Source organism: Fluviicola sp. (assembly GCF_039596355.1).
Lineage (GTDB): Bacteria > Bacteroidota > Bacteroidia > Flavobacteriales_D > Crocinitomicaceae > Fluviicola.
Map to the genome: position 1 here is coordinate 25,290 of NZ_JBCNJW010000006.1, position 26,259 is coordinate 51,548.

General features: G+C 44.3%; 26 protein-coding genes. 18 read left to right on the plus strand and 8 right to left on the minus strand.

What is annotated here, in order from left to right:
- Nucleotides 1-64: 64 nt before the first annotated feature.
- From ABDV94_RS12390 to ABDV94_RS12410, 5 genes are all read left to right on the plus strand, one after another.
- Complete coding sequence (locus ABDV94_RS12390; protein ID WP_343747504.1) at nucleotides 65-2,431, plus strand: hypothetical protein; 2,367 nt, start codon at nucleotides 65-67, stop codon at nucleotides 2,429-2,431.
- A 110-nt stretch (nucleotides 2,432-2,541) separates the two neighbouring features.
- A complete protein-coding gene (locus ABDV94_RS12395) occupies nucleotides 2,542-3,105 on the plus strand; it encodes a LemA family protein (RefSeq protein WP_343747505.1) in 564 nt (187 codons plus the stop codon).
- 9 nt (nucleotides 3,106-3,114) lie between these two features.
- Nucleotides 3,115-4,038, plus strand: a complete 924-nt coding sequence (locus tag ABDV94_RS12400; RefSeq protein WP_343747506.1) for a M48 family metallopeptidase — start codon at nucleotides 3,115-3,117, stop codon at nucleotides 4,036-4,038.
- The gene (locus ABDV94_RS12405; protein WP_343747507.1) at nucleotides 4,038-4,502 is read left to right on the plus strand and encodes a hypothetical protein; all 465 of its coding nucleotides are present in this window, start codon (nucleotides 4,038-4,040) and stop codon (nucleotides 4,500-4,502) included. The genes ABDV94_RS12400 and ABDV94_RS12405 overlap by 1 nt, the downstream gene beginning before the upstream one ends.
- Before the next feature lie 139 nt (nucleotides 4,503-4,641).
- Entirely contained in the window at nucleotides 4,642-4,944 is a 303-nt protein-coding gene (locus ABDV94_RS12410) for an ArsR family transcriptional regulator (RefSeq protein ID WP_343747508.1), read from the plus strand.
- 79 nt (nucleotides 4,945-5,023) lie between these two features.
- Here the strand turns inward: ABDV94_RS12410 and ABDV94_RS12415 are convergent, their stop codons facing one another.
- The 3 genes from ABDV94_RS12415 to bshC all read right to left on the minus strand — a co-directional run bounded on the left by ABDV94_RS12415 (nucleotide 5,024) and on the right by bshC (nucleotide 9,760).
- Nucleotides 5,024-7,660, minus strand: coding sequence for a TonB-dependent receptor plug domain-containing protein (locus tag ABDV94_RS12415; protein WP_343747509.1), 2,637 nt, complete (start codon nucleotides 7,658-7,660; stop codon nucleotides 5,024-5,026).
- A gap of 75 nt (nucleotides 7,661-7,735) precedes the next feature.
- Complete coding sequence (locus ABDV94_RS12420; RefSeq protein ID WP_343747510.1) at nucleotides 7,736-8,065, minus strand: hypothetical protein; 330 nt, start codon at nucleotides 8,063-8,065, stop codon at nucleotides 7,736-7,738.
- Between the two features lie 111 nt (nucleotides 8,066-8,176).
- On the minus strand, nucleotides 8,177-9,760 hold the full coding sequence (bshC, locus tag ABDV94_RS12425; RefSeq protein ID WP_343747511.1) for a bacillithiol biosynthesis cysteine-adding enzyme BshC: 1,584 nt from the start codon (nucleotides 9,758-9,760) through the stop codon (nucleotides 8,177-8,179).
- A 354-nt stretch (nucleotides 9,761-10,114) separates the two neighbouring features.
- Here bshC and ABDV94_RS12430 point away from each other — a divergent pair, with 354 nt between their 5' ends.
- Nucleotides 10,115-10,567: a peptidylprolyl isomerase gene (locus tag ABDV94_RS12430; RefSeq protein WP_343747512.1), complete on the plus strand. Its 453-nt coding sequence runs from the start codon at nucleotides 10,115-10,117 to the stop codon at nucleotides 10,565-10,567.
- Between the two features lie 86 nt (nucleotides 10,568-10,653).
- On the opposite strand, the gene ABDV94_RS12435 is transcribed toward ABDV94_RS12430, so the two are convergent.
- On the minus strand, nucleotides 10,654-11,085 hold the full coding sequence (locus ABDV94_RS12435; RefSeq protein WP_343747513.1) for a DUF1573 domain-containing protein: 432 nt from the start codon (nucleotides 11,083-11,085) through the stop codon (nucleotides 10,654-10,656).
- A 323-nt stretch (nucleotides 11,086-11,408) separates the two neighbouring features.
- Here ABDV94_RS12435 and ABDV94_RS12440 point away from each other — a divergent pair, with 323 nt between their 5' ends.
- Together ABDV94_RS12440 and ABDV94_RS12445 are read left to right on the plus strand one after the other, a co-directional pair.
- Nucleotides 11,409-13,313: a tetratricopeptide repeat protein gene (locus tag ABDV94_RS12440; RefSeq protein WP_343747514.1), complete on the plus strand. Its 1,905-nt coding sequence runs from the start codon at nucleotides 11,409-11,411 to the stop codon at nucleotides 13,311-13,313.
- A gap of 75 nt (nucleotides 13,314-13,388) precedes the next feature.
- Nucleotides 13,389-14,045, plus strand: a complete 657-nt coding sequence (locus ABDV94_RS12445) for a response regulator transcription factor (protein ID WP_343747515.1) — start codon at nucleotides 13,389-13,391, stop codon at nucleotides 14,043-14,045.
- A gap of 140 nt (nucleotides 14,046-14,185) precedes the next feature.
- On the opposite strand, the gene ABDV94_RS12450 is transcribed toward ABDV94_RS12445, so the two are convergent.
- Nucleotides 14,186-14,794, minus strand: coding sequence for an NUDIX domain-containing protein (locus ABDV94_RS12450; protein WP_343747516.1), 609 nt, complete (start codon nucleotides 14,792-14,794; stop codon nucleotides 14,186-14,188).
- A 7-nt stretch (nucleotides 14,795-14,801) separates the two neighbouring features.
- Between ABDV94_RS12450 and pyrE the strand changes: the two genes are divergently transcribed.
- Together pyrE and ABDV94_RS12460 are read left to right on the plus strand one after the other, a co-directional pair.
- Nucleotides 14,802-15,443 (plus strand): orotate phosphoribosyltransferase, encoded by a 642-nt coding sequence (gene pyrE / locus ABDV94_RS12455; RefSeq protein WP_343747517.1) that lies wholly within the window; start codon nucleotides 14,802-14,804, stop codon nucleotides 15,441-15,443.
- Nucleotides 15,444-15,446: 3 nt separating this feature from the next.
- Nucleotides 15,447-15,845: a hypothetical protein gene (locus ABDV94_RS12460; RefSeq protein ID WP_343747518.1), complete on the plus strand. Its 399-nt coding sequence runs from the start codon at nucleotides 15,447-15,449 to the stop codon at nucleotides 15,843-15,845.
- Nucleotides 15,846-15,907: 62 nt separating this feature from the next.
- Here the strand turns inward: ABDV94_RS12460 and ABDV94_RS12465 are convergent, their stop codons facing one another.
- Nucleotides 15,908-16,663 carry a biotin--[acetyl-CoA-carboxylase] ligase gene (locus tag ABDV94_RS12465; RefSeq protein ID WP_343747519.1) on the minus strand — a complete coding sequence of 252 codons (756 nt, stop codon included), beginning with the start codon at nucleotides 16,661-16,663 and terminating at the stop codon, nucleotides 15,908-15,910.
- An 81-nt stretch (nucleotides 16,664-16,744) separates the two neighbouring features.
- On the opposite strand from ABDV94_RS12465, the gene rsfS reads away from it, so the two are divergent.
- Genes rsfS through ABDV94_RS12490 form a run of 5 tightly spaced genes read left to right on the plus strand, consistent with a single transcriptional unit; the run spans nucleotide 16,745 to nucleotide 21,100 of the window.
- The gene (gene rsfS / locus ABDV94_RS12470) at nucleotides 16,745-17,122 is read left to right on the plus strand and encodes a ribosome silencing factor (RefSeq protein WP_343747520.1); all 378 of its coding nucleotides are present in this window, start codon (nucleotides 16,745-16,747) and stop codon (nucleotides 17,120-17,122) included.
- 16 nt (nucleotides 17,123-17,138) lie between these two features.
- Nucleotides 17,139-19,247 carry an ATP-dependent zinc metalloprotease FtsH gene (gene ftsH / locus ABDV94_RS12475; protein WP_343747521.1) on the plus strand — a complete coding sequence of 703 codons (2,109 nt, stop codon included), beginning with the start codon at nucleotides 17,139-17,141 and terminating at the stop codon, nucleotides 19,245-19,247.
- Between the two features lie 55 nt (nucleotides 19,248-19,302).
- A complete protein-coding gene (locus ABDV94_RS12480; RefSeq protein WP_343747522.1) occupies nucleotides 19,303-20,184 on the plus strand; it encodes a phosphatidate cytidylyltransferase in 882 nt (293 codons plus the stop codon).
- A 9-nt stretch (nucleotides 20,185-20,193) separates the two neighbouring features.
- Nucleotides 20,194-20,856 carry a phosphatidylserine decarboxylase family protein gene (locus tag ABDV94_RS12485; RefSeq protein ID WP_343747523.1) on the plus strand — a complete coding sequence of 221 codons (663 nt, stop codon included), beginning with the start codon at nucleotides 20,194-20,196 and terminating at the stop codon, nucleotides 20,854-20,856.
- Between the two features lie 40 nt (nucleotides 20,857-20,896).
- Nucleotides 20,897-21,100 carry a hypothetical protein gene (locus ABDV94_RS12490; RefSeq protein WP_343747524.1) on the plus strand — a complete coding sequence of 68 codons (204 nt, stop codon included), beginning with the start codon at nucleotides 20,897-20,899 and terminating at the stop codon, nucleotides 21,098-21,100.
- Between the two features lie 82 nt (nucleotides 21,101-21,182).
- Here ABDV94_RS12490 and ABDV94_RS12495 read toward each other — a convergent pair whose 3' ends face one another.
- Both ABDV94_RS12495 and ABDV94_RS12500 read right to left on the minus strand, forming a co-directional pair.
- Complete coding sequence (locus tag ABDV94_RS12495) at nucleotides 21,183-21,614, minus strand: DUF2147 domain-containing protein (RefSeq protein ID WP_343747525.1); 432 nt, start codon at nucleotides 21,612-21,614, stop codon at nucleotides 21,183-21,185.
- Nucleotides 21,615-21,846: 232 nt separating this feature from the next.
- Complete coding sequence (locus ABDV94_RS12500; protein ID WP_343747526.1) at nucleotides 21,847-22,425, minus strand: aminodeoxychorismate/anthranilate synthase component II; 579 nt, start codon at nucleotides 22,423-22,425, stop codon at nucleotides 21,847-21,849.
- A 36-nt stretch (nucleotides 22,426-22,461) separates the two neighbouring features.
- Between ABDV94_RS12500 and ABDV94_RS12505 the strand changes: the two genes are divergently transcribed.
- The 3 genes from ABDV94_RS12505 to ABDV94_RS12515 all read left to right on the plus strand — a co-directional run bounded on the left by ABDV94_RS12505 (nucleotide 22,462) and on the right by ABDV94_RS12515 (nucleotide 26,247).
- Nucleotides 22,462-22,839, plus strand: coding sequence for a RidA family protein (locus ABDV94_RS12505; RefSeq protein WP_343747527.1), 378 nt, complete (start codon nucleotides 22,462-22,464; stop codon nucleotides 22,837-22,839).
- A 21-nt stretch (nucleotides 22,840-22,860) separates the two neighbouring features.
- On the plus strand, nucleotides 22,861-24,813 hold the full coding sequence (locus ABDV94_RS12510) for a glycosyltransferase (RefSeq protein ID WP_343747528.1): 1,953 nt from the start codon (nucleotides 22,861-22,863) through the stop codon (nucleotides 24,811-24,813).
- A 72-nt stretch (nucleotides 24,814-24,885) separates the two neighbouring features.
- Nucleotides 24,886-26,247, plus strand: coding sequence for a dihydrolipoamide acetyltransferase family protein (locus ABDV94_RS12515; protein ID WP_343747529.1), 1,362 nt, complete (start codon nucleotides 24,886-24,888; stop codon nucleotides 26,245-26,247).
- The last annotated feature ends 12 nt before the right edge of the window (nucleotides 26,248-26,259 follow it).

Here is a 26,259-nt window from a genome sequence, read left to right on the forward strand (position 1 = left end):
TCTACCAATTGTTAGCAATCCTGTCAACAAATACGTATTTTTAGACTACTTAATACCACTATTTATGCATGCGCTCAAAACCGACATGGACTCTCTGAGAAGGGACATTATATCCCTTTTCGGTAAAGAGATCCGTTACACTTCTGATACCGAGGAGTTGTCAGAAGCGATCTATAAAGTGACCTCCAGGAAAATTTCTCCGACAACCATTAAACGATTTTGGGGATTGGCAAATTACACAGGGTCCTTTGGCACATACACCCTTGATACATTCAAACTGTACATCGAAAACGAAAAGGACAATCACAAAAAAAATGACCTGATCAGCATTTTGTCCTATGTCAGTGATTCGTGTATTTCTGCAACGATCTCCGGTTTTCAGAAACCCAACATTTTGTTGAAAAGAGCCTTTTTCGAAACCTACATGGAAGACTTTTTTCAAAGTGAACGACCGCTTACCGGACTGATTGCTCCGGGAGGCTATGGAAAATCCTGTGTTTTCATTGACTTCATCACCTCATCTGCCCACACCGAATGGGAAAGCTATTACGTAACGGCCCTGATGACCAAAGAATTTGAACTGCTCTCCGAAATCCACAACGCACTGGCCAGAGGCGAGCTTCAGAAAAAGAAAATCCTCTTGTTTATCGATGATTTGACTGCCGCTACCCTATCCATTGAAGACGTTAACCGGATGATTCACCTCTTGACTTCTCCGGTAATTCTGAATCCGAACCAGCACAATCTCCGCATTGTATTCAGTACCCGGTCCGCGAGCTGGCAATTCCTGCTGGCATCGATGTTCACTCCCGAGGTGATTGCTCATTCCATCTTTGGACTCAGTGACAGTACCTGTGTAGACAATTTTTCCAATGTACCGTCTTTAAGTCCTTCGGAAATCAACGAATTCGCCGGACTCTTCTTCGAATCGCAGCCTACCGACCCTGAAATAAAAACAGAAATTCTGAACCAGATCGAGCTTGCTGAAAACGGGCTGACCGATGTACTTTCAATCCCATTGTACCTCAAATTGTTTTTAGCTCAGTCTTTAAACGGCCAGGTTCACGATGAATTCTCGCTGATTGTCGAATTTTTCAAACTGAATATTTTTGATCTCCCCCAGGCGCAATGGTATCAGCACATCCTGGATACTTTTTTGCAGCATTGTGATTTCGGAAAAAACGGAAGACGGATCAACAAGAATGTCATGATGCCCCTGCTCAATCAAAACAAGGAGGCATACCTGCATTTGCTGCGAAGCGGTGTTCTGATCGAATCGACCGGAAGAACCAAATATTCGTTCAACCAGGTATTCATCCAGTTTGCCCACGGCAATTACCTGGAAGTTTATGTCCTGCTGCATTATTTGTCGAGGCATGCTGATCCCGGCAAAGAATTGCTGGAAGAAATCATGCGGGATTTCAGTGATTCGGCCATGAAATTATACCTGACCAAATGGCTGCTTTACGTGCTGTTCGATTTGAAAAAGGAAAAAATCATTACCGAAATCTTTAACTACAAATTGAACAGCGAAACAACTGATGTGCTGGAGCAGGGGCTGATGGTATTTAACCATGTAATGAGCATGCAGATGCGGAAAAATCCCGAGTTTTCGGATACATTACTGCAGGAAATGTCAAAGAATCCAAACTGTCGTACCAACTATTTTGAAAAATGCGTCGACCTGGACTACCTGACAAAATACTACAAAAACGGGCTCATTTATTACCTTCGGGAAGCCCCCGGGCTCAAATCCCGGATTCTCGGAAATCACTTTTTGTTCCTGGAAGGATTTCTGACTAATAACCGTGCGCAATGCCAGGAAACGGTTTCCTATATCCGAAGCCAGAAGACACACTGGAAGGAACTTGCCAGCATTCCATATGCCTGGGCAATCAAAAGTGATTTGCTGTATTCCACCTGTTTCGAAAAGAAGGAAAACTACCCGATTGAAGAACTGATCGCTATTTCAACCGAAATCATCCGATCCGACAAGCCCATTATGAGCGACTTTCTTACCTTTCACTGGATGATCATGGAAGCGCTCGTATGGACAGACCGGAACCGGGATGTTTTGACACTTTCCGAATACGTGGAGAAACATTACCGGGCACTCCACAATTACAAAAACACGGATCCTTATTTCAATTTTATGCTGTACAAGGCATTTGCTTTACTTCGAACGGGGAAACTCCACGAAGCAGCACTGATTGTCCAAAACCTGGATCCTTCGATGATGTACATTGTTTATACCAACAAGAAACTTTACTCATCGCTTCAATATCAGTTGCTGAAACTGGAAATGATTGTTTCGGGCGCTTCCGGTGATTTTGAAGAGCAAGAAGCAACATGCCTTAAAATTGCAGAAAATCTGGGCTTCACCTTATTTGTTGATCGGATAAAAAACATGAAAAACAAGGTTTTATCATAACAGGAACGATTACGGGTGATGAGAACGGTTCACTTTCGTTAAGATTTCTTAAACCCTGTACTGAAAAAAAATTAGTGGTATATTCGCTTAACAATTTAAATTTAAAAAACATGATCCCTGGACTTATTATCGGAGGTGTTGTATTGATTTTGATCCTTTGGTTGGTTTCTATCAACAACCGACTCGTTTCACTGAAAAACAACCGCGAAAGCGCATTTGCAGATATCGATGTGCAATTGAAGCAACGTTATGACCTGATTCCGCAATTGATCGGAGCAGTAAAAGGATATATGAATCACGAAAGTGAAGTATTGACCCGCGTAACGGAAGCACGTTCCCGATGCCTGCAGGCAGGAACGATTTCCGACAAAATTGCCGCAGACAACAACCTGGGAGCAGCTTTGAACGGATTGAATATCCAGATTGAAGCTTACCCGGACTTGAAAGCAAATGCAAATTTCATGAACCTGCAGAACGAAATCAGTGATCTGGAGAACAAACTGGCTGCAGTGCGCCGTTACTTCAATTCTTCTACCAAAGAGTACAACAACGGAATCGAACAATTCCCAAGTAACCTGATCGCAAAAAGAAAAGGGTACAAAACAGAACCGATGTTTGATCTGGGGATTGAACAGCGTCAGACACTTGACAAAGCACCGGAAGTTAAATTCTAATTGATTTTAATGGCAGCTTATATTGGTCTTCACCAGCAAATCCGCAGCAACAATTTAAAATCATCTTTGATATTGGCAGGATTCCCGTTTTTAATTTTGGCGGGAGTCTATGCCTTTTTCTTTTTCGTCATGGGCGGACAAGAGCACATCCACCAGGTGAACCAGCGGTTTATCACCACGATTCCTTTTGTGATCGGAGGTGTTTTGATCTGGTTCCTGATCGCTTATTTTGCCAATGCTTCCCTGGTGCAGCTGGCATCCGGTTCCCGTTCGCTGGAACGCAAAGAAAACATGCGTGTTTACAACCTCACGGAAAACCTTTGTATGTCCGTAGGAATGAAAATGCCGCAACTATTCGTCATTGATTCTCCCGCACTGAATGCCTTCGCAAGCGGGATCAACGAGAAATCTTACGCCGTAACACTCACTACCGGAATCATCGAAGCATTGAACGACGAAGAGCTGGAAGGCGTGATTGCACATGAGCTCACACACATTCGCAACAAAGACGTCCGCCTGCTCATTATCTCGATTATTTTCGTCGGGATTATCTCGTTCGTGGTTGAAATCCTGTTTCGCAACCTCCTTTGGGGCGGAAGCAGACGAGACGATAAAGACGACAACAAACTGATGATTGTAGCTCTCCTGATTTCACTGGTTGCCTACTTTCTATCCGTTGTATTTAAGTTCGCTTTGTCGCGTAAAAGAGAATACCTCGCCGATGCCGGAGCCGTTCAGCTCACCCGGAATTCCAGGGCACTGGCTTCTGCCCTGCGCAAAATTTCAGGACATTCGGAAGTGAGTTCCGTGAAAAGCGAAGACATGAAACAGATGTTTATCGAACACAAAGCGCTGGACGGAGCAGGATTTGCAGGATTATTTGCAACCCACCCTCCGATCGAAAAACGCATTGCCATTTTGGAGCAGATGTGATGAGGTCAAAAAACAAAACACTTGAACATACCCTTGCAATACTCGGCGGATTACTCTTAAGTATTTCCGCCTTTTTGCATTTCGAATCTTCCACGGATTTTGCAAATGATTCCCAGGATAAATTCATTGAAACCTACACGATCGGACTCTCTGAACCTTTGTGGTATCTCATTGTGGTTTCTGCTGCCGTGATATTCTCGATCGGTTATTTCACCCGGGGAATTGTTTTCCGGATTCTCGTGTACAAATTCACCGTACTACTCAGCATTTTTATCTTTTTCATTACGCTGCTGACAGGAGTAACCTGGGGTGCTACTCCGTTTATTCCACAAAAAGAAATCGGTTTCGAGATCGCTATCGCCGGTTACATTGTCATCATAACCGCTACGATTATTTCCATGCACAAGAATCAAAAAATGGCCCCGGAAGCTCCTTCGGATTTGTTGGATCAGCACGAAGACTGAGGGGAAGTTTAATTATGCGGAAACGCTGATCCCTACTGACCAAATAGACACATGTCTATCCGTATTTTTTTAGTGATTTTTCTTGTTTAGAATGATCTTTTATCCTAACTTAAATAGAGAACCTAAAAAAAACAGTCAAATGGGAGCAATTAAATTAACAGGATATCCCCGCACGCAAATCAGAAAGTCAGACCTTGCAAGAGCATTATCTGTACCTGCACGTATTTCTATTTTAAAGACCATTATCGCCGAGGGTAAAACCGATGGTTTGTATCTCTTGGAAATACTACAGCTGAGTCAACCGACCATCCATCACCATTTAATTGTACTCAAATCAAGCGGGTTGATCAGAGGAGATTTTTTCGGAGAAGATTATTTTTGGTTCCTGAACCGCGATTGCATTGATGAAATTGATGCTCTAAAATGGTTTTTGGAAGACTGATTGAAACGGTCGGAATGCCTGATACCACTGGGTAAATAGATGCATGTCTATCCGTCTTTTGAAGGATCGGATCGAAGCATCAAAACCGGACGATCAGCTTCAAATTAAACCTTCGCTGTGTCAAGTAATTCGGAATCGAATAATACTTCCCGGAAACATCCTGGATCCACTGCTTCGACAACACATTGTTTACTCCCAACAGGTTAAACACTTCGAACGAAATAATCGCGCTCTCCATCTTCTTCAGGAAATTACGGGTCTTGCCCGGTTTGCGGTACAAAATATCATACGACATCCCCATATCCACACGGAAATAAGATTTCATTGTCAGCGTATCTTTGTAGCGCGAATGATCCGGCGGACCGTAAGGCAGTCGGGAACCATACGTAATTCCGACCTGGCAAGTCAGCTGCTCCACTCCCGGCATGTGATCCTGGAACAACACACCAACCGTTACGTGCTGGTCTGTAGGACGCCGGATGTAGCCCGGATTTACGCGCACCGAATCGACCACTTTCTGATCCTCGCTGTAACCGAAAATGATTTTCTCACCCGCTGCATTGTAATAATTGTAATAGTAATCATCCTTGATATCTTCTTTCGTAGAAAGCAATCCCAACTTGAAGAACGACATCAATCCCGGAACAAATTCCCCGTTCAGGTTCAAGTCCAGACCGGTTGCGTAACCAACTGCATTGTTGTTTGCAAAATAGCGTGTACGCACATTATCAACTTCGTAAGGGTTTACGTCCCATAAATATTTGTAGTAAGCCTCAGCAGAAAACTTGAACGGAGACTCGCGCTTCCACATAAAGAAACTGTAGTCCATTCCCAATACAAAATGAGCTGATTTCTGCGATTTCACCCCCGGGTTGATCTGTCCGTCAAACGTACGGAACTCGCGGTAAAACGGAGGTTGGTAATACAACCCCGAAGAAACGCGGTAACGAATTCCCCGACGCACAAAACGTCCGTTTTGATAGACATATTTCACCGGAAAATAAGACAAGGTCATTCGCGGGGTCACAAAACCATCCGAATTAAAAGTGGTGTACGTTCCGCGCAAACCGTAATCCAGTGTGAGCGAAGAACGCCCCAGTTCAATCGTATCCCGGACTACGTGCTCATGGATTTTTCCAAGGGAATCGGTCACTTCAAACGTTTTCGAAACCGGGATATTGCGGCGTTCCTTCTTCCATTCCCAATGATCCTGGACATAAGCGCTGTAACGCTGGTTATCCAGCTGTAGGTTGCTTTTGATCGTTTCGTACAAATCCACTTCGGCCGTCTGGTTGTCAACCTGTGAATATCCGGCTGAATCGATCAGTTTCCACTCACTCAACTGATCCACAAAGTGATCAATCTGGATTCCCGCTCCGACTTTCAGCTCATGCTGCGCGTTTTTATTTTTCGGGGTGAAATGTACGATTCCGTCGTGGTAAATACTGATGATATCCGCATTCAGTTTGTTTCGGGCATGGTTCAAGAATCCGCCGACCCCCAAAACAGCGATCGAATCTCCGAAAGATTCCTTCGAAGGATCGGTTTCCAGCTCGTTGATGTAATATTCTCCCAGGATATCAAACGTTTCCCGCTCATCACTTCTGAAATACGTAAAGAAGGTTCTTCCCTCGTATTTTTTCGAAGAATAATTCAGGGAAGTTCCCACCGTTGAAGTCAAAAATTGTGTTACCTCCTGTCCTTCGAAATAAATATTGAACGCATAAGCCTGGTTCGCAGTTCCAAAATCCGTTTTACTGGTTTGAGGTGCAAACTGGTATTTATTGGAAGAAACATGTCCAAGCATCGTCCACGACCAGTGTTCGTTGATCGTGTAATTCGTCACGGCCTGGGCATCCCAGAAAATCGGGTTGTAATTTCCTTTGGTCGGAAGTGAGTTCAGAAGATACCCGTTTGCCCGGTAGCGTGCACCGAACAAATACTGAAAACGGTCGTGTTTCCCCACTTTATCTTCAATATGCGCTTCCACACCCAAAAGCGAAGCCATCGCAGAAACGCGCAGTGAATCCGGTTTCCGGTAGCGGATATCGAGCACAGAGCTCAATTTGTCGCCATACATGGACTGAAAACCTCCGGAAGAAAAGTAAATATCCTGCACCAACGCCGAGTTGATGAAACTCATCCCTTCCTGCTGTCCGGAACGCGTTAAAAACGGTCGATTAATCAGGAATCCGTCCACATAAACCAGATTTTCGTCGTAGTTACCTCCGCGTACGTTGTAATTCGAAGTCAATTCGTTATTGGAATTCACCCCCGCCTGCGTCAGTACCAAAATTCCTTCAACACCTCTGGTAGAAGGCAATTTTTGTAAATCAATCGGAGGAATGCGATCCAGGCCATTCAGGTTTTCCTTCGTTGTTTTAATGACAACTCCATCAATGATTTCGAGATCAAACACAATCGGTTCGAGCGTATGGGAAAGAGCATCCGGAATTTGCACATTCTTGCGAAACTCATTGTCCGCATCAAACTGGGCAATCATCCCGTATTTTGCGGGAGCCAGTTCAATGGTAAACTGTCCTTTTTTATCCGTTTCAACTACCAGTGTATCTTTTTCAAGTAAGAAAAATACCCTGATATGTTCTAATCCGGCCTTTCGTTTATCGACCACACTTCCTTTTACCTGAACTTGCGACCAAATGGTGGTCAACGGCACAAAAACAAGGAAAAGACATACAAGAATTCGGTTTCGCATCTTCGCTTAAACGTTGAAGTCCCGAAATTAGTGTAAACTTTTTTATTTCATTTGTGAATACGGAGAAAAATCAAATCACTCTGCTTCCCGGTAAACAGCAATGAATGTACCGAGAATCACAAAGCACGACCCAAGACGAGAAAGATTCCCTCCTATTTCCACAGCCTTTGCACATGAAGCCCAGTTTGGAGCCAACCAGAAAAAAGCGAGAAACACCAGCAATATCGCTGAGAAAGTATACAACAATGCTTTATTGACGATATCGGAATAGAAATAGCCAGAAACGAAGGCAGCAACAGTCAATAACAATTGAATCCAGTAGACTTTCAACTGGTACCCCAAAAAGACTTCACAAACACTATAATAAGGAAGAAAAACAGATCCGATAAGCAGGAGAAATCCCACTATTACGAAACCAATTCGGAGATATCTGATTGAAGTATGGATCATAGATTGACACACTAGTTTAAGAGCTAAAATAACAAAAAACCAGCTGTATTCCCTTTCAGAACCAATCTATTTCGTCAGATCAATCACCACCAACTCCGTTTCAAACGGATCGGTATGCTGATAAATCGTTTGAAGCAAGTGTTTGTATTCTCCGCTCGGTGCAAACTGCAGCCAGTGGAAGTGACGCTCCTGCAATGAATTCTCAGGAATCACGCGTTCCGAAATAAAATCAATGGATTGGAGTGTTTGCTCGTGGCGTTGTTTCAACTGTTTCACCAAACGCTGTTCGAAAGACTCCAGCTGTTTTTTCATCCGCACCGCTTCTGCTTCTGCAAATGATTCCAGCGTCGCTTCAATCGATTTTGCTTTGTCGATCATCTCCGCACGCAATGTGTTGAAGGATTTAAACAATGTAGACAAATTCAGGTCATCACCTTCATTCTCTGCCAAAAACAACTTCTTCAGCGCGTCTTTCGGCTGGAAAAAACGTTCAACCGGCCAATTCAGTTTATCCAGGCGTTTTTTCATCGTTCCATCCTGAAGCTGGATCGAAATACGCTGCTGAATGAGCGGAAACAAGGTTTGATGGACTTCAAAAACACCTTTCAGCTGAATCCAGTAGGCCATTTCACCTCCCCCACCGACATATACCAAATTCGGCAGGATTGTTTCCTGGTAAACCGGGCGCAGAATCACATTCGGAGAGAAATTTTCCGGTTCCTCCTGAACGCGTTTTGCCAGTTCTGCTTCGCTGAAGACTTTCCCGTCGATCGCCAAACCATTTGCCACCGGCTCAATGCGCAAACGTTCTCCCGCCTTCAGGTAAAACAAGTTGCAGTCACGTGCTTGTGCCTGGGGTTTGTAACCCGCTGCTTCAATGGCTTTATTGGTCTTTAGAACCGCCTGATGAGCCGACGGTGCTGCAATTTCACGTAAGATCACCGGAACAAACTCGCGTTTCAGATCGCGGGAATCCGGCTGCAATACCAATACTCCGAAATCAGCAAACAATTTGCTCAGGAATTCCTGCAGGTAAGATGCATAATCTGCTTTTCCAGAAACAGCAATCAGGTCTGAAATTTCGTTTTCCTTTCCATCAAAAAACGCTTTGAAAGTTTCATGCACTTCCTGGAAATCATCCATCCCGAAACGTCCAACCGGACCGGTTTGTGCAGATTCCCAGCTCAATTTCTGGTTGAATAAATGCGTTGATTTCACTTCATCGAAATCGTGGTCTTCCGAAGCCATCCAGAATACCGGAACAGCTTTGAATTCCTGCTGGCTTGCGTTAAACGCTTCTGCCAGGCGCACCACATGAAGGACTTTATAAACCAGGTAGAGCGGCCCGCCGAAAAGGGTCAGCTGATGCCCCGTTGTTACCGTAAACGTGTTTTCACTTTTCAATAATTCCAGGTTCTCCAACTGACTTTCAGAAGCGAAAGAAGCGACCTGTTTGTGCCAGGTTTCTACCAGGTTTTTGCGTGTTTCAGGGGCATACACCACCTTTTTTGCCTGCGCCTGTTCGTACATATCCGAAACAGAAGCAAACGGTTTTGTCAGAAATTGCCCGAATGCTGATTGATTCCCAAATGCATGGGAAAATGAAGAAAATTGTTTGATTTTATCGCGGGCGATCGTTGTTTGAATCATGGGGCAAATTTACAACTCATTTTCACTTGAAGCTGTTACCATGGGAGCTAAACTGTTAAAAACTGCCAACAATGAAGTCGTAGCTTTCCAAGAGTTGTATTCTTGCCTTCGACTCCGTTCAATCCACAATACAGACAGACGAAAAGTAAACTGAGCGGCCTGTCGTGAGTACTCCGAACCAAGCGGAAGTGACTTTTCACTTGTTCCTCCCTCTTTATCACTCCTGACGAATTCCTATCGGGACAAACTCTCCAAAGGGAGAAATTGAATGCCCTTCCCCTTTTCAAATTCGGAATTGGGCTATTCGGCATTCGTAATTAAATAAACTATCTTTGTACAAATTTTAATCAAAACATGGAAGCAATTATTCGCACTGAAAAAGGAGATATGCGTGTAACTTTCTACCAGGAAGATGCACCGAATACTGTAGCTAACTTTGTCAAACTGGCAAAAGAAGGATTTTACGACGGTTTGACATTCCACCGCGTGTTGCCTGATTTCGTGATCCAGGGAGGATGCCCGAACTCACGTGAAGGAGCAACGGGAATGCCAGGAACAGGAGGTCCGGGTTACAAAATTGACTGTGAATTGAACGGAGGAAACCAATTCCACGACCGCGGAGTACTTTCGATGGCTCACGCAGGAAGAAACACCGGGGGATCTCAGTTCTTCATCTGTCACAGCAGAAACAACACCGCACATTTGGATCGCAACCATACCTGCTTCGGAAAAGTAATCGACGGGGTGGATATCATCGACGATATCAGACAGGGCGATCGCATTCTGGCCATTGAAATTCAAGACTAACCGGTCGGGTCGAAAAATAAAAGAAATAAAAAAGTCGGGGTGAAAAATTTTTCACCCCGACTTTTTTATTATCGTTGGTACAAATCTTAGTTTGTAGTTCCTTCTTGTGGCAATACTTTACCAGTGATCGTCAAGATGATCGGCTCAGTAGAAGCATTTGTTGTTACAGTAATTGTTTTTGTAAACTGACCAACACGTTTTGTATCGTAGTTTACTACAATTTTAGAAGACTTTCCTTTTGCAATCGGCTCAGTTGGTTTCTCAGCAGCCGTACAACCGCAAGAAGTCTGAACGTTGGTAATGATCAAAGGAGTTTTTCCGTTGTTTTTGAATTCGAAAACGAATGGCTCTTTGGAATCGTATGGGATTTCAGCACGTTCGATTTTCAAAGTTTTGAAAGCCACAGGAGCTTTTGCTTCAGTCTTGGTTTCCTTTTTCGGGCTTTCTTTCTTTTCAGTTGTTTGCGCAAATGTTCCAAGTGAAATGAATGAAACTGCGAGTATTGCTATTACTTTCATGTGTTTTAGTTTTAACTATACAAGAATACGAACTCTTTTTATATTGGTTGTTTAATTAACAAAAAATTAGCCAAAATTCCTCTTTCCAGTCAGTTCGAGTACCGCAGTGCAACGGAGGTGTATCGAGAATAGCTGGAAATCGAAAGCATCCCCATCGTCGTTCTCGATAGACTTCAGACCCACATTCGCTATCGGAATCTAATTCCAAAACAAAATCTTTTCAATTTTCAATTTTACATTCTCAATTTTAATTCGGCATTCGTAATTAACTCGTCAGGATCAAACCATTTCCGTATCTTCGTAAGCGATTCAACACGAACAACATGAAACCTCTTCTCTGCTGTTTCCTGCTCCTTTCCGGCGGATTTCTCCATTCACAAACACAGCAACAGCTGGATTCCCTCGAACACCTTGTTCCGAAAAAGAACGGAAAAGAAAAAGTGCAGCTGCTCAATGACCTGACGTTTTACTACCATGAAAACAACGCCGAAAAAGCCATCCGTTTCGGAGAACAGGCCCTGAAACTGGCAAAAACGCTGCGTGACGACCGCATGCTGGCCAATACCTACAACGACTTTTCGATGCCTTTCCATACCAGGGGCGATTTTCAGAAAAGTGTGGAACTCAACCAGGCAGCTCTCAACATCCGTTTGAAACTTCGTGACACGATGGGAATCATTTCGTCACAGGCCAAACTGGGAAGTGCCTACAACGAACTCACGCAATACAAAAAAGCGCAACAGGCTTACAACGAAGCAATCCGGCTGGCACGGATCAAAAAAGACGAAGGGCTGCTCCTGCATTTATACCAAAACAGCGCCAATGTGCTTGAAATCAGCGGCTATGTGCAGCAAGCACTGGAAATGCAGAAAGATGTTCAGAAACTGGCACTCAAAAGCGGAGACACTTCGCTGATCATCAACAATTACGGAAACCTCGGAAACTGCTACCGGAAATTGAAAAACTTTCCGAAATCGCGGGAAATGTACCTGAAAGCCATTCCGCTGATCAAAGAACACCACAAATTGGAACAACTTTCGATGGTTTACCAGGGGTTGGGAGTGTTGGAACGGGATGCCGGGAACACCGATCTGGGCCTGGAATACTATAAAAAATCATTCCGGCTCTACAAACAAATCGACTCCAAAACAGGCGAAGGAATTGTTGCTGTCAACATCGGGAATTCGTACAAAGATCTCGGGAACTTCGACAGCGCGGAAGTGTATCTCAAACACGGACTGGAACTCGTGAAAGACACCCGTTCGTTCCGGCAAACACTCCTTGCCTACCGCGCTTTGGCAGAATTGGAAATCAAAAAGAAGAATTTTGAAAAAGCAACGGAATACCTCAAACTTCAAAGCCAGTTCCAGGATAGTGTTTCCCTGCACCAGGGAAATGAAGTACTGAGTGAAATGTTTACCAAATACGAAGTCGCGAAAAAAGAACAGGAACTCGCAGAAAGTGAAGCGAAAATTGCGAAAAACCGCTTTTACAAAGCCGTCTGGACGGGTGTTTCCGCAACCCTTTTCCTGTTCTTCATCCTTGTATTCCTCTTTTTCCGGCACAAACGCAAACTGGCACAGGAAGAACTGATCCGTACCAAACAGGAAGAACAATTCCTGCGCGAAAAACAACTGAATGAACAAAAACTTAGCATCTCCAGGGAATTGCACGACAATATCGGGTCGCAAATCACCTACCTCATTTCATCCATCGATAACTTAAGTTACCTGGATGAGCACCATGAAAACCTGAATCACCAGCTCCGCAACCTGAGTGATTTCGGGAGAAACACCATGCTGGAACTTCGCAGCACGATCTGGGCGATGAATTTGGAAGAAGGAACTACCGACACACTAATTTCCCGCATTGAAAGCGTCAAAAGCAAAATCCCAATTCCGGTTGACATTCAAAACAACCTGAAAACAAATTATCCGCTGAAAGCAACCGAACTGCTGAACCTGTACCGCGTGACGCAGGAAGCGATCCAAAATACCCTGAAATATGCGGAAGCCAAACAGGTGATTATTCGTTTTGAAGAAACCAACCCGGGATTCCGGATGACTGTTTCCGACAACGGAAAAGGAATTCAAAGCGCCACCCCGGATGGAAACGGCCTGCGAAACATGCGTTACCGCTGTGAACAAATCGGGGCATCATTTGAACTACATACACAGCCAGGTCAGGGAACATCCGTGAGTTGCACATTCAGTCATTTGTCGTATTGATTCCTTTTCTATCCAGCCGCATCTTTGCAGAATAACAACGCATTCCATTTTTAATTTTTCAATTCTCCATTAGTCATGATCCGAATCGCAGTAGCAGAAGACAACGCTTTCTTAGCCAAATCCATCCAGGATAAAATTGCCTTATTCCCGCAGGAATTGAAATTCAAATTTCACGCTTTCAACGGGAACCTATTCCTCGAAAAACTGGCTGAAGACACCAATGTCGACGTGGTTTTAATGGATATTCAAATGCCGGAAATGAACGGGATCGAAACTACACGACGTATTTCGGAACGCTATCCGCATATCCGTGTCATCATGCTCACCGTTCTCGACGACGAAGAATCGATCTTCCAGGCAATCCTTGCCGGCGCAAATGGCTACCTGCTCAAAGATGAAAATCCAAAAATGCTGCTCGAAAGTATTCGTTCCATTGTAGAAGGCGGCGCACCGATGTCGGCCGGAATTGCATTGAAAGCCCTGCGACTTTTACGAAACCCCTTGAAACCGGAAAAGGAAACGACTACTGAGACTAAACCGGAACTTTCCGCAAGAGAAATCGATGTACTGAATCAACTTAGCAAAGGAATGGACTACAAGCAAATTGCTGAAAACCTGATTATCTCGCCGGCTACCGTCAGAAAACACATTGAAAACATCTATTCCAAACTACAGGCACACAACAAAATAGAAGCAGTAAACATCGCTCAGAAACATCGGATCATTGATTAGCAGCAGGCTTCGACTCCGCTCAGCCTGCTTCCAAATAAATTCAACTTGCTCCTGAACACATTCAGTCTGCACCCGATAAGTTCAGTCTACGCTCAATTTGATTGACCAAAGTTAAAGTTGGTGATTGAGCGGAGTCGAAATCACCAATCTTTCGCCAAATCCAGTACCTCCAGGATCGAATCATAGGTATTACTGCGGATAAGGTCCCACTCCGGCTTCTCAATCCAGATGGCTCGCGTAATGGATTCTTCTTCCTGCGGCGTCACATCCAGTGGGCCGGAATAATTGAGCGCATACCACCAGTTTTTCTTAATCGTCAATCGCCCCATGTACGAATAAGTATGAAATGTAATCCCGATCAGGTGGTCAATCGTAGGCCCGTAAATGCCGCATTCTTCTTCAATTTCGCGAACCGCGGCTTCCCAGGGCTGCTCATGTGCGTCCAGTTTCCCTTTGGGAATATCCCACATTCCATGTCGTTCAATAAATAAATACCGCCATTTGCTCTTTACTATTCCCCCCGCAGCATCCATGAATTCGTAATTGTGAAAAACCTGGTTGATAGCCAGATCAAAATCTTCATAAACAACTAAAATACAAAGCTTTGACGATGAAAAATCAAACTGATCCAGGAGCTTTGTTAAATCATTTTCGAGCGAATGACAGATCAAATCATAGGGCCCGGAAGGTATTTCTTCCGAAGAATCCAAAAACGCTATCACCGAATTATCAATAAAAACTTTGTACATTTGCACCATGATTTTAAATAAAGATCGAGCACTAAAAGTAGCGGAATTTTTGCTACAAATTAAAGCTGTAAAATTACAACCAAATTCTCCATTCACATGGGCTTCAGGTTGGAAATCTCCTATATATTGTGATAACAGAATCACGCTTTCATTTCCGGCTATCAGAACATATATCCGCCAGGGATATGCTGATGCGGTACTGGAGCACTTCGGAAAACCGGATGTTATTGCAGGTGTTGCTACCGGTGGTATTGCACAGGGAGCACTTGTTGCACAGGAACTCGGAATTCCGTTTGTTTATGTGAGAAGTTCGGCAAAAAGTCACGGCATGGGGAACCAGATCGAAGGTCATTTTGAGAAAGGGCAACGTGTAGTGGTAATTGAGGATTTGATTTCAACCGGAGGAAGCAGTTTGCAGGCAATCAAAGCTTTGAGAGAAGCTGGTTTGGAAGTAAAAGGACTGGTTGCGATCTTTACCTACGGATTTGATGTAGCGATCAAGAATTTCGCTCAGGCAGAATGTCCGTTCGTAACGTTGACGGATTATGATCATTTGATCGACCAGGCTTTGAAATCAGATTATGTGAATATGGCTGATGTAAGTTCCTTAAGAGAATGGAAAATCAGTCCGGAAAACTGGAAAAACTAAGACATGCTGTTAAAAACCGATAGTGCACCTGTAAACGCTTCTGCACAGAAAGTATTTGAATTTCTGTCGGATGCTAAAAACATCGAACCTTTATTGCCGGCTGATGCAATTTCCAATTTTCAGTCGGATGAAAAAGGATGTTCTTTCAAGGCACAGGGAGGAATTGTCATTCCATTACTGTACGTTTCGAAAGAACCTTACTCCAAAATTCTCATGGAATCGGGTGAAAAAGCTCCATTCAAGTACACCTTGTCCATTATTTTAAAAGACAACGGCGATACCTGTGAAGGCCACATCGAGTTTGAAGCCAACATCAATATGTTTATGAAAATGATGGTGGAGAAACCACTTACCAGCCTGTTTGTGGTGATGACGAAAAATCTGCAGAAACAATTTAATTAATGTAGAATTGATAATTGAAAAGGACATTGAGCGGAGTCGAAATGCCTTTTCAATTTTAACTGCTACATTTTCAATTTACTATAGTTTGCAGCGAAATCGAGTTCCTGGTTGTGATAAACGGCAACAACTCCGTCGCGTTCCACCAAAATATTCCCGATCTGGTCTACTCCCCTGATAATTCCCTGAAACGGAATGGTGTTCTGGCGTTCTTCCATCGTGATCTCCTCGTCTTTCTTCCATAAAAACGATTCGTACTGTTCTTTTAAAACATCGAAATCTGTTTGCACCAGTGAGGTATAAAAGCGGTTCAGACTTGCCGACAATAAATCCAGTACGGTCCATATTTCAGGCGATTTACCGGAAATCTCATTCAAAGAAGTCGCATACACCACACTGTGAACAGGAGACATGTTGATCCCGATTCCGACGATAGCACCTTCCACTTTCCCGTTTTTCCAGTTTGTTTCGATCAGGATTCCGCCGATTTTCTGGTTATCGATAAAGATATCGTTCGGCCATTTAATTGAAACCTGGCGTTTGGTAAAGGACTGAACCATCTCCCGGACGGATAAGGCAACCGCCATATTCAGGTAGCACAGGTGATCAACTGACAAAAAATCAGTTTTCAGGAAATACGTCCCGGTAAACTGTTTTGCTCCCGTAGACTGCCAATTACGTCCTCTCTGCCCTCTTCCGGCTGTTTGATGCTCTGCCAAAATTACAGTCCCATGTGCCAATTTTCCTTCTGAAAGCAGCCTGGCAGCATAATTGTTGGTAGAGTCTACCTCATGTAATTGGATGATTTGTTGCCCAATCATGTTTTATTAACAAGTATTTGCATTTAACAATCACACAAATCAAGCCAATAAATGCTTAGATTTGTACTTACAAATTTACGAATGTATAAATTAAAAAAAGACATAGATTCTAAACTACTTTGCGACGCTATCGTCGAAGGTATGCAAGAAAACAAAGCGAAAGACATCGTTGTACTTGACCTAAGAAACATTTCAAATGCAGTTACTGACTTTTTTGTCATCTGTTCCGGTGAATCAAGCGTTCAGGTAGATGGTATTGCATCGACAGTTTCGCGCCACACGCGGAAAGAATTGAAAGAAAAGCCCTGGCACCAGGAAGGAAAAAACACTTCCGAATGGGTTCTTCTGGATTACGTCAGTGTGGTAGCGCATATTTTTTACAAGGACGCGCGACATTTTTATGAACTGGAAGATTTATGGTCCGATGCGGTCCGTATCGATATTCCTAACTTGCATTAAGCATTAACTCTGTTTTATGGCTGAAAATAACAACTCAAACAAACCGAAAAGGAATCCGTATGCGATTTACTGGATTTATGCCGTAATCGTACTCGGAATCATTGTTGCCGCGTATTACAACGGTTCTTCGGACACACAATTGCGCAATATCAACACCTTCTATTCATTGGCGGATTCCAGTATGATTGCCGATGTACGGGTGGTAAACAGAGGGCGCGTTGACTTCAAACTGAATGAACAAGGTGAAAAGTTTGTGAAAGCAAACCCGAAAGGGGAACTCAAATACCTCAAAGCGGCATTCGATAAAAAACGTACGGCGCTTTCTGCAAGAAGTACTCCCGTATTTTCCATTGACATTGTAGATGCCGGAAATTTCGAAACCAAACTGGATCAGATCAATGAGCGCCTGATTGCAAAAGGAAAACCAGCTCTTTCGGCTCCTCCGGTAGAAGAGGTGAACTACTTCAGTTCGATTATCGGGTTCCTGTTACCGATCCTGATCATTGTACTCATCTGGGTATTCGTTATGCGACGCATGTCTGGCGGAGGCGGTGGTGCCGGTGGTCAGATTTTCAATATCGGAAAATCCCGTGCACAAGTGTATGAAAAAGGAAAATCCACGAACGTGACGTTTAAAGACGTTGCAGGATTGGAAGGTGCAAAAGAAGAAATCCAGGAGATCGTAGAGTTCCTGAAACAACCGCAGCGCTATACCGAACTGGGAGCAAAAATCCCGAAAGGAGCATTGCTGGTAGGACCTCCGGGAACCGGTAAAACCTTGCTGGCGAAAGCCGTTGCAGGTGAAGCAAAAGTTCCGTTCTTCTCGCTTTCAGGTTCTGATTTCGTAGAAATGTTCGTAGGTGTGGGAGCTTCCCGCGTACGTGACTTGTTCCGTCAGGCAAAAGAGAAAGCACCGGCGATCATTTTCATCGATGAGATCGACGCAATTGGTCGTGCAAGAGGAAAAAACAATGGGTTCAACTCCAACGACGAGCGTGAAAACACCCTGAACCAGTTGTTGACAGAAATGGATGGTTTCGGAACCAACTCGGGAGTCATTATCCTGGCTGCAACCAACCGTGCAGATGTACTGGATTCCGCATTGATGCGTGCAGGCCGTTTTGACCGCCAGATCTATGTAGATATGCCGGATTTGAACGAGCGCAAGGAAATCTTCCAGGTGCACCTCAAACCGTTGAAACTGGACAAAAACATCGATATTGATTTCTTAAGCAAACAAACTCCGGGATTCTCGGGCGCTGATATTGCAAACCTGTGTAACGAAGCAGCTTTGATCGCTGCCCGTAAAAACAAGAAATTTGTTGAAAAACAAGACTTCCTGGACGCAGTCGACCGCATCATCGGTGGTTTGGAAAAGAAAAACAAGATCATTACCCTCGACGAAAAACGTGCTATTGCATTCCACGAGGCAGGTCACGCAACCACTTCCTGGTTACTCGAACACGCGCATCCGCTGGTAAAAGTAACGATCGTGCCGCGCGGACGTTCATTGGGAGCTGCCTGGTATTTGCCGGAAGAGCGCCAGATTACCACCACAGAACAAATCCTGGACGATATGTGTTCTGCTTTGGGAGGACGTGCTGCCGAGCAATTGATCTTCGGGAAAATCTCTACTGGAGCTTTGAGTGATTTGGAGAAAGTAACCAAGCAGGCTTATGCCATGGTTTCCATCTACGGGTTGAACGAGCGTGTCGGAAATATTTCTTACTACGATTCCCAGGGAAGAGATGCATTTACGAAGCCTTATTCTGAAGACACGGCACGTATTATCGACGAAGAGGTAAGCAAACTGATCGAAGCACAATACCAGCGTGCACTGGCAATTCTTTCTGAAAACAAGGATAAACTGACTGCCCTGGCAAACAAACTGCTGGAAAAAGAAGTGATCTTCAAGGAAGACCTGGAAGAGATTTTCGGCTTACGTTTGTGGAATTCGGAAGAAGAAATAAACGCAGCGATCAACACTCCTCCGAGTGAAGATTCTGCTCCGGGATTGAATCCTCAGGACGATAACAGAAATGAGGACAATAGTGATTCAACAATGATCAATCCGACGATTGAGCCGCTGGACAATAGCAACAGCAATAAGCAATCGGAAGAGTAAATAATAACGTTTTAAGTTCCTCCTGGCCATCCGTGTCAGGAGGATTTTTTTTGGAATGAAAGATGTATTGATACGCTCCGTTTTCGGGGCTTTGTTTTTGATGGTGGTTTTTACGCCATTTGTGTACGATGTGAGGCACGATGCCAACCTGATGAACCTGGTATTTTTTACGTTCACCATGCTGGGCACGCACGAATTATTCGAAATGGGCAAAAAAAGTTCGTTTCCGAACTCGCTGAAACTTCCGGCACTGATCCTGGTAACAGCCTTGTTTATCCCGTTGCTGATCCAGACGCTGGCCCACTTCTATCCTGCTGTCAACAATACATTTTGGTACCTGATCGTTGAATCGCCATTGATTTTGATCTTGTGGGGGATCATGATCGGGTCTATCGGGGTTTTCAGCTATTGGATTTTCAAAAAGGAAAACATCAGTTTTGTCTTCAAAAACACTTTTATCTTCAACTTCTTCTACCCTGTTTTGCCGATGTGGGTATTGGCAATGGCCTATACGTTGACGAATAATTTCGACAAGCAGATGCTGTTGATCGTACTGCTCCCGATTTACCTGAACGACACGCTGGCGTATGTTTCCGGACGCATCTTCGGAAAAAGACCACTGCTTCCGAGTGTTTCACCTAAAAAAACCTGGGAAGGCTTTATCGGTGGTTTACTGGGGGCTGCCATCGTGATGCTGGCCATTTTGTATTTCGTCGGCTACTTCACGACACTGAATGCCGTTGCAATCGTCGTTATTTCAGCTTTGGCAAGCGTTCTGGCCACCTTCGGAGATTTATTCGAAAGTAAACTGAAACGCTCGATCGGGATCAAAGATTCGGGAAATATTCTGCCCGGACACGGAGGAATTCTCGACCGAATTGACGCAATGCTTTTCGTAGCTCCCGTTTTATACGTACTTTTGGCGCTCATTAGTTAACGAAAAAACATGACGCTTCACAGAGAAGGAACTGCTACGATTTTAATCGGCGCGCTTATTCTAGGATTAATCGAATGGGGAAATTACTGGTTGTACACCCAAACAGGATGGCTTTGGCTGTTTCTCCTGTTATCTGTCGGTGTATTGGTTATGTTCTACCTCATCGTCCAATTTTTCAGAATCCCGAAACGCACCTTTTCGTTCACAGATTCGGATATTTTGTGTCCGGCAGACGGAAAAGTAGTTGTTATCGAAGAAGTAGAAGAAACGGAATATTTTAAAGACCGACGCATCCAGGTTTCCATTTTCATGTCGCCGCTGAATGTTCACGCAAATTATTTCCCGATCAGCGGGATTGTGAAATATGTGAAGTACCACAAAGGATTATTCCTGGTTGCATGGCATCCGAAAAGCTCAACGGACAATGAACGCAGCACGGTGGTTGTACAACATTCTTCCGGCCAGGAAGTATTATTCCGCCAGATTGCGGGAGCTGTTGCACGCCGTATCTGTTATTATGCAAAAGAAGGACAAACAGCTGAAACAGGCCAGGAGTTTGGTTTCATCAAATTCGGTTCGCGAGTAGATGTATTTCTTCCGCTTGGCACGAAATTAGATGTTAAAATTGACCAGGATGTGAAAGCTAAGCTGACGAAGCTTGGTTCATTCTAAATATTAATTGTATTTTTAAAGAAATTAAAACATTGAAATCATGAAAAAAGCATTTGTTGCATTAACGTTATTGATGTTCGTAGGTTCTGTAAGCGCTACTGTTTACGCTGCTTCAAATAATAACACATCCATTTCTGTTGTAAAACACGACGATAAGAAAGGAAAGAAAAAGAAAGGTAAAAAAGGTGCTACTTGCGCAGGTGAGAAATCAGGAGGTTCTTGCTGCCAGAAGAAAGCGTCTTAATAGATACGCATTCATAAAAAATCCCGCTCCGGTTATCCAGGGCGGGATTTTTTGTTCGTTATATTTGACACCTTCAGCAATGCTAGTCGGTGCTTTTGTGCCATGTTTGTGTTCTGAAGAACGGTCCTACATAACCGCGCACATGTAATTTGTTGTAATCATCGCGGTCGATCCAAATGGAACAAGTATACACTTTTCCGTTTTCCGGATCCACAATGGTTCCGTCTTCCCATTCACTTCCGTCCCATTTCAATCCGCGAACAATCTGCAAACCGACCAATGGCTGATCTTTGCGGTCGTCGGTACACTTTTTACACTTCGGATTGTCTTCACGCCCTTCGCGCGGGTACAGGTAAATGATTTTCCCATAAAGCTTGTCGTCTTTCTTATACAGCTCAACTTTTGATTTTTTCTTTCCCGTTTTGTCGTCAATTGTCACCCAGGTTCCAATACAGGTCTGTGCTTTTCCTACGATGAAAAACAGGAGAAATAATGATGTGGTTATCCATTTCATACATTCAAATTTTACCCAATATACATTTTTTTTCTATGAATGCATAGGAATTATATGTTAGCAGTACAATTCTAATCCCATTTTAATCTCTGGAAATCTGTCCTTGTCTCGATACGATTTGTTCGTTCCTCTCAAATCACCCGACAGGACAATATTGACCCGTTTCCTGCCGGACACTTCGCAAATGTCAGTGCGAGTAGCAAAATGTAATGGAGTATATCGAGAGCGACATTTAGCTTTCCCTTACCAACTCCACAAAATTTTCGATCATTTTCAGTCCTTGCGGGGTGAGGATACTTTCCGGGTGAAACTGAACGCCATAGACTTTGCGTGCGGCAATTTCCATCGACATCAGCACGTTGTTTTCGGAATAAGCGGTTGCCAGAAAAGGCGAATTTTCCTGTAGGCGGATTCCCCAGGAATGATACAGCCCGACCTCAAAAACTTCCGGAATGCCCTGGTAGAATAGTGATTTTGATTCTGTCCGCTGAGCGGATTCCGCCACCCCATGCTTCACATGCTGCTGATTATACAGCTCATCTCCGAAGTGAAGTGCCAGAGCCTGCATTCCCAGACAAACTGCCAAAACGGGAAGCTGCTTTTCAAGCGCCAGGCCGATGACTTGCATGAGCTTTCCGGCCTGTTCCGGCAATCCCGGCCCCGGAGAAAGCACCAGTGCATCGTATTGATCAAGAGAAGAGCAGTCCACAGACAGGTTGGTATACACTTCCACCTCCACATCGCATTGTTCGAGGTAATGAACAATGTTATAGGTAAAGGAATCGAAGTTATCTACTAATAAAAACCGCATGTGGGCCAAAATTACTAAACTTGCAAAAAAGAATCGATGAAAAAGGCAATTCAAATTCCGGGTGCTCCGGCTCCGATCGGACCATACAGTCAGGCAATCGTTAGCGGAAACACCGTGTATGTCAGTGGACAGATTCCCTTGAATCCATTTACAGGAGAACTGGAAGTTGCGTCTATCGAAGAAGCTACTCACCGTATTCTGAAAAACATCGAAGCGTTATTGAAAGAAGCTGGCCTGACACTGGACCACATTGTGAAATGCAGCATTTTCATGACGGATCTCGGACAATTTTCTGAAATGAATGCCGTTTATGGATCGTACTTTCAGAACACACCGCCGGCGAGAGAGACTGTCCAGGTTTCCAAACTGCCGATGAATGTTCCGATTGAGATTTCATGCATCGCTGTAAACTAATTTAATTCGTACACCAGGATTGTGACCCATTCTACTCCGAAAATTGCTGTAATCATTGTCAACTATAACGTTGTCTTTTTTCTGGAGCAATGTCTGAACTCCGTGGCTGAAGCCATGAAACAGGAGCCGGCAGAGGTTTGGATGGTCGACAATAATTCCGTTGACGGATCGGTGGAAATGGTTCGTGAGAAATTTCCATGGGTACGCGTTATCGCAAACAAAGACAACAAAGGATTTTCCCGCGCCAACAACCAGGCCATGGAGCAGTCGGAATGCAAGTACCAGCTGTTGTTGAACCCCGATACCGTGATCGAAGAAGATACGCTGCACAAAGTAGTGCGCTACATGGACGAACATCCGGATGTGGGTGGACTCGGAGTGCGCATGGTAGACGGAAAAGGTGTCTTTCTCCCGGAATCCAAAAGAGGATTGCCTACTCCGGCAGTTGCCTTCTATAAAATCTTTGGTATTTCACGGATTTTCCCGAAATCACGGGTTTTCGGAAAATACCATTTGGGCTATTTGTCCGAATTCGAAACGAACGAAATCGAGATTCTCTCCGGAGCGTTTATGCTCATGCGGAAAGAAGCCCTGGATAAAGTGGGGCTGCTCGACGAAGAATTTTTCATGTACGGAGAAGACATTGATCTCTCCTACCGCATTATCAAGGGCGGTTACAAAAACGTTTATTTCCCGGAAACCCGGATTATCCATTATAAAGGCGAAAGCACCAAGAAAAGTTCGGTCAATTACGTATTCGTTTTTTACCGCGCCATGGTCATTTTTGCCCGGAAACACTTCTCGCAGAAAAATGCGCGCTTGTTTTCCTTCCTGATCAATTCTGCAATCTATTTCCGTGCAGGACTCGCTATTGCGATGCGGTTTATCCGTAAGATTACGCTGCCGGTTTTCGATATCCTGTACATCCTCATGGGCTTGTTTGCACTGACCAATTACTGGCAGCAGGCACAGATCGATTTCCCGGAACAAATTACGCATGTACTTATCCCGATTTATACCCTGATCTGGATGAGTTCGATGACATTGCAGGGAGCTTACGATCCGCCGGTCACTTTTAAGAAATTCATTTCCGGCGGGGCAATCGGAACGGCATTGATCCTGATTCTCTATGCACTTTTCCCGAAAGAATGGCAGTTTTCGCGCTTGTTCATTCTACTGGGGGCAGGCTGGATTGTCTTGTATTACATTCTTTCCAGAATCTTGCTGCACCTCGGTATCGGGAAGCGTTTCACCATCAACGGACGCAAACATGCGAACTTTGCCATTGTCGGGTCACCCGAAGAATTTGACCGCGTTTCATTATTACTTCACCAAACACAACCGAAGATTGCCAACATTGTTTCGGTTTCCCTGGATGAAGAGCACGATAAAAACTCACTCGGTTCGATCAATCAGCTGGAGCAGATCGTACGCGTCCACAACATCGACGAAATTATTTTTTGTGCCAAAGACACCAGTGCGCGCGACATTATCCATTGGATGATCGCCATTCCGGATCTGACGGTTGATTACAAAATTGCACAGCCGGACAGTCAGTACCTGATCGGGTCTAACTCCATTGAAACGGCCGGCGACCTCTATATTCTGGAAATCAACGCTATCAGTCAACCTGCAAAACAGCGGCAGAAGCGCTTATTCGATCTTATTTCCGGGTTGATCTTGCTTCTGTGTTCCCCGTTGCTGATCTGGTTTTATTCAAACAAACTCCGTTTCCTCGGGCATGTATTCAGCCTGATAAGCGGACGAAAAACCCTTGTTTCCTACAATCAGCAGGGTAGTTTTTCGAGCAAGCAATTGCCGAAAATCAAGAAAGGAATCCTCACTCCTACCGACCATCTTTCGGGTCTCGACGAAGGGCTGAAATCCAAGCTGGATTTGCTTTATGCACGGGAATATTCCGTCTTCGGAGACGTCCGCATTTTGTGGAAAGCGTGGAAAAAACTGGATCAATAGATTCTGTTGGTGAATTTCATATTTTTTCCGTTATTTTTGTACCGAAATTAATCGAGAATTCTTAGTCGTTTTATGGCACAAATTGAAATTCGTCTTCCTAAAATGGGAGAAAGCGTTACAGAAGCTACCATTACTAACTGGTTGAAAGAAGTTGGTGATACCGTAGCTATGGATGAACCTTTGGTAGAAGTTGCAACAGACAAAGTTGACAACGAATTGCCATCGGAAGCAGCCGGAGTTTTGGTTCAAAAATTGTTTGAAAAAGATCAGGTTGCTCAAGTTGGAGATGTGATTGCAATTATCTCAACAGACGGAGATGCTGCACCGGCAGCGCCAAAAGCTGAACCGGCAGCAGTTGCAGCAGTAGCTGAAACAGTCGTTGCGGCACAGGCAGTGGCTTCAAACGGCGGGGCTACTCTTGATAAAAATAGCGGAAACGGTAAATTCATCTCTCCTTTGGTTAGAAGCATCGCTCAGAAAGAAAGCATTTCCATGGCGGAAATCGATTCAATCAGCGGAACAGGAACCGGAGGGAGAGTAACAAAAAAAGATATTCTGTCATACATTGACAACCGCGTAGCGGGAGGTTCTGTTGCAGTAGCAGCACAACCGGCAGCAGCGGTAACAACCAGCGCACCGGCAGCTTCAAACGGAGCAGCACCGGTTGTTTCAGGAGGTTCTTCTTTCCTGAGCAATATCAAGGAGCCGGTTGTCATCCCGAATCCGGGAGACGAAATCATCGAAATGGACCGCATGCGCAAGCTGATTGCCGAGCACATGGTGATGTCCAAGCACGTTTCTCCTCACGTAACTTCTTTCGTAGAAGCGGATGTAACGAACATCGTGAACTGGAGAAACAAGATGAAGAAGGAATTCGAAAAGCGCGAAGGCGAGAACCTGACGTTCACTCCTATTTTCATGGAGGCGATTGTTCGGGCAATCAAAGACTTCCCGATGATCAACGTTTCCCTTTCCGGAAATCAAATCATCAAGCGCAAAGACATCAACCTGGGAATGGCAACTGCACTTCCTTCCGGAAACCTGATTGTTCCGGTAATCAAACAGGCTGACCGCATGAACCTGACAGGTTTGGCAAAATCCGTAAACGAACTGGCGAGAAATGCCCGCGATAATAAATTGAAGCCGGAAGATATCCAGGGCGGAACATACACCGTTACCAACGTAGGAACGTTCGGAAACGTGATGGGAACTCCGATTATCAACCAGCCACAAGTAGCAATCCTTGCTTTGGGGGCTATTCGCAAAATGCCGGCTGTGATTGAAACTCCGGAAGGAGACTTCATCGGAATCCGCCACAAAATGTTCTTATCCCACTCCTATGACCACCGTGTAGTAGACGGTTCGCTTGGAGGTCAATTTGTTCGAAGAGTTGCAGATTATTTAGAGCAATTTGATATTAATAGAGAATTATAGTTATTTTCGTTG

Bases quoted from the DNA above. Each gene is read 5' to 3' on its own strand.
- ABDV94_RS12395 (WP_343747505.1), top strand. From the start codon at position 2,542: ATGATCCCTGGACTTATTATCGGAGGTGTTGTATTGATTTTGATCCTT.
- ABDV94_RS12450 (WP_343747516.1), bottom strand. From the start codon at position 14,794: ATGTACAAAGTTTTTATTGATAATTCGGTGATAGCGTTTTTGGATTCT.
- ABDV94_RS12415 (WP_343747509.1), bottom strand. From the start codon at position 7,660: ATGCGAAACCGAATTCTTGTATGTCTTTTCCTTGTTTTTGTGCCGTTG.
- ABDV94_RS12495 (WP_343747525.1), bottom strand. From the start codon at position 21,614: ATGAAATGGATAACCACATCATTATTTCTCCTGTTTTTCATCGTAGGA.
- pyrE (WP_343747517.1), top strand. From the start codon at position 14,802: ATGATTTTAAATAAAGATCGAGCACTAAAAGTAGCGGAATTTTTGCTA.
- bshC (WP_343747511.1), bottom strand. From the start codon at position 9,760: ATGATTCAAACAACGATCGCCCGCGATAAAATCAAACAATTTTCTTCA.
- rsfS (WP_343747520.1), top strand. From the start codon at position 16,745: ATGTATAAATTAAAAAAAGACATAGATTCTAAACTACTTTGCGACGCT.
- ABDV94_RS12390 (WP_343747504.1), top strand. From the start codon at position 65: ATGCATGCGCTCAAAACCGACATGGACTCTCTGAGAAGGGACATTATA.
- ABDV94_RS12500 (WP_343747526.1), bottom strand. From the start codon at position 22,425: ATGCGGTTTTTATTAGTAGATAACTTCGATTCCTTTACCTATAACATT.
- ABDV94_RS12490 (WP_343747524.1), top strand. From the start codon at position 20,897: ATGAAAAAAGCATTTGTTGCATTAACGTTATTGATGTTCGTAGGTTCT.
- ABDV94_RS12400 (WP_343747506.1), top strand. From the start codon at position 3,115: ATGGCAGCTTATATTGGTCTTCACCAGCAAATCCGCAGCAACAATTTA.
- ABDV94_RS12445 (WP_343747515.1), top strand. From the start codon at position 13,389: ATGATCCGAATCGCAGTAGCAGAAGACAACGCTTTCTTAGCCAAATCC.
- ABDV94_RS12505 (WP_343747527.1), top strand. From the start codon at position 22,462: ATGAAAAAGGCAATTCAAATTCCGGGTGCTCCGGCTCCGATCGGACCA.
- ABDV94_RS12485 (WP_343747523.1), top strand. From the start codon at position 20,194: ATGACGCTTCACAGAGAAGGAACTGCTACGATTTTAATCGGCGCGCTT.
- ABDV94_RS12515 (WP_343747529.1), top strand. From the start codon at position 24,886: ATGGCACAAATTGAAATTCGTCTTCCTAAAATGGGAGAAAGCGTTACA.
- ABDV94_RS12410 (WP_343747508.1), top strand. From the start codon at position 4,642: ATGGGAGCAATTAAATTAACAGGATATCCCCGCACGCAAATCAGAAAG.
- ABDV94_RS12440 (WP_343747514.1), top strand. From the start codon at position 11,409: ATGAAACCTCTTCTCTGCTGTTTCCTGCTCCTTTCCGGCGGATTTCTC.
- ABDV94_RS12405 (WP_343747507.1), top strand. From the start codon at position 4,038: ATGAGGTCAAAAAACAAAACACTTGAACATACCCTTGCAATACTCGGC.
- ABDV94_RS12460 (WP_343747518.1), top strand. From the start codon at position 15,447: ATGCTGTTAAAAACCGATAGTGCACCTGTAAACGCTTCTGCACAGAAA.
- ABDV94_RS12435 (WP_343747513.1), bottom strand. From the start codon at position 11,085: ATGAAAGTAATAGCAATACTCGCAGTTTCATTCATTTCACTTGGAACA.
- ftsH (WP_343747521.1), top strand. From the start codon at position 17,139: ATGGCTGAAAATAACAACTCAAACAAACCGAAAAGGAATCCGTATGCG.
- ABDV94_RS12480 (WP_343747522.1), top strand. From the start codon at position 19,303: ATGAAAGATGTATTGATACGCTCCGTTTTCGGGGCTTTGTTTTTGATG.
- ABDV94_RS12465 (WP_343747519.1), bottom strand. From the start codon at position 16,663: ATGATTGGGCAACAAATCATCCAATTACATGAGGTAGACTCTACCAAC.
- ABDV94_RS12430 (WP_343747512.1), top strand. From the start codon at position 10,115: ATGGAAGCAATTATTCGCACTGAAAAAGGAGATATGCGTGTAACTTTC.